2 protein-coding genes are annotated in these 2,128 nt (G+C 65.9%); both read right to left on the reverse strand.

Annotated features, from left to right (window positions below; translation table 11 throughout):
• Nucleotides 1-147: 147 nt before the first annotated feature.
• Nucleotides 148-1,020, reverse strand: coding sequence for a non-homologous end-joining DNA ligase (gene ligD / locus ACPYOD_RS19085; protein WP_481303263.1), 873 nt, complete (start codon nucleotides 1,018-1,020; stop codon nucleotides 148-150).
• Between the two features lie 3 nt (nucleotides 1,021-1,023).
• Nucleotides 1,024-1,983 carry a non-homologous end joining protein Ku gene (gene ku / locus ACPYOD_RS19090; protein ID WP_481303264.1) on the reverse strand — a complete coding sequence of 320 codons (960 nt, stop codon included), beginning with the start codon at nucleotides 1,981-1,983 and terminating at the stop codon, nucleotides 1,024-1,026.
• Nucleotides 1,984-2,128 lie beyond the last annotated feature (145 nt).

A 2,128-nucleotide genomic window follows, 5' to 3' on the forward strand; every position in this document is an offset into this window, starting at 1 on the left:
GAACAACGAGAAGTACGACGACGAGAAGAGCCCGGCCGGCAAGACGGATTACCACACCATGGGCGCATGCTACGAGGTGATGGCTTCGTTGCGGCGAATGCAGGGGAACTGAGGCATCGTGTGCGGCGCGCTTGGCGCGCCGCACGTCTACGGCAGCGCCTGCTTCAAGCTGGCGATCCCCTCCCAAGGATCCGCCTCCAGCGTCTTCGCCCGCTTCAGCGCCTTCTTCATGTCGAACGCCCCGCCACTTTTCAGGCGGGCGATCTCTTCCCAGCGTAGCGGCATCGCCACAGGTGCGCCCGGACGGGCGCGCAGCGACCAGCCGGTAACGCTGGTGGCGCCCCGCGTGTTGCGCAGCCAGTCGATGAAGATCAGCCCCTCGCGCTTGGCCTTGCTGGCCTCCGCGATGTAGAGCTTCGGCTTTTCCGCCACGAGCGCATCGGCGACGCCTTCGCAGAAGGCCTTCACCTTCTCCCACGACGGGCCGCGACGGATCGGCGCCACCACGTGCAGGCCCTTGCCGCCGGACGCCCGCACGAAGCTCTCCAGGCCCGCGGCCGAGAGTCGCTCGCGGATCATGCGTGCACCGGCGACCACCGCTTTCCATTCCACGCCTTTGGCCGGATCGAGGTCGAAGATCATCCGGTCCGGCTTGTCGGGATCGTCGGCCCGGGAGCCCCAGGGATGGAACTCCAGGGTGTTCATCTGCACGAGTTCGAGCACGCCGCGAACGTCGTCCACATAGATGTACTGCGCGTCGCCGCCGTCTTTTTCTTCCAGCGCGACCGCGTGCACGTGCTCGCCCAGCGTATCGGCGTGGTGCTTCTGGAAGAAGCACGGACCGGTGGAGCCTTGCGGGCAACGCACCAGCGAAAGAGGACGCCCGCGAAGTTCGGACAGCATCCAGTGCCCCACGGCTTCATAGTAGGCCGCCACTTCACCCTTGCTCGGTCCGCCCTCGCCAAAGACGAGCCGCTCCGGATGGGTGATGGTGACGCCGCCGACGACCAGTCCCGCCATGGCTCAGCCCGCCCGTCGCCGTGCAGGCGCCTTGCGGCTGGCGGTCTTCTTCGTCGCCTTCTTCGCGGCGGTCTTCTTGGTCGCGCTCTTCTTCGCGGTGGATTTCTTCGCGGCAGGCTTCTTGCCACCATCGTCGGCCGACGCATTCCGGGCCGCCGGCGTGCGCGTCTTGGCCCCGATGCTCTTCTTCAGCAAGGCCATGAAGTCCACCACGTTGGTGGCGGCATTCTCCGGCGTGCGCTCCTCGTCCTCCACCGTGGTGGTCACGCCCTTGCTCTTCAGGCGCTTCTCGATGGCGGTGCGCAGTTTCGCGCGGAACTCGTCGTGGTAGTCCTCCGGCTTCCACTTGCCGGACATGGACTCGATGAGATCCTTCGCCATCTCCATTTCGCGCGGCGAGATACGGTAATCGGAAGCGGACTTGCCCGGGAGCTCGTAGTCCTCCACGTCGACCACTTCGGACTTGTAGCGGAGCAGGTTCATGACCAGCGCGTCGTCCTGCGGCATGACGGCGGCCAGGTATTCCTTCGTGCGGATCACCACGCGGCCTATACCGACCTTGCCGGTCTTCTTCAGCGTCTCGCGCAGCAGCACATAGCCCTTCTCCGCCTTCTTCGCCGGAAGCAGCACGTAGGGCTTCTCATAGTAGGCCGGGGAAATGTCCGCGGCATCGACGAAGGTGTCGATCTCGACCGTCTCGTGCGCGTCGCTGGCCGCGTTGCGGATGTCCTCTTCCTCGAGCACCACGTAGTTGCCCTTCTGGTACTCGAAGGCCTTCACGATCTCTTTCCAGGGCACTTCCTCGCCCGTCTCGGCATTCACCCGCTCGTAGCGCACCGGGGTGTTGTCGCGCTGGTCGAGCATGCGGAAATGGAGGTCGTTGCGACGCTCGCCCGACATGAGCCGGATGGGGATGTTGAGCAGACCGAACGAAAGCGTTCCGGTCCAGATGGGGCGGGCCATGGTGCGATCCTCGGCGCGTAGGTGCGGCGAGGATACGGGTGCGGGCGTGCAGGGATTGCAAAAACAGGGCCTTGTGTGGGAGCCGCGTTACCCGGGGTGGGCCCCGGGCCCCGGGGAGCCGCGGGAAGCGGGCGCCCCCCCTGCC

The sequence above is a fragment of the Luteibacter sp. HAY1-4A genome (assembly GCF_056755355.1).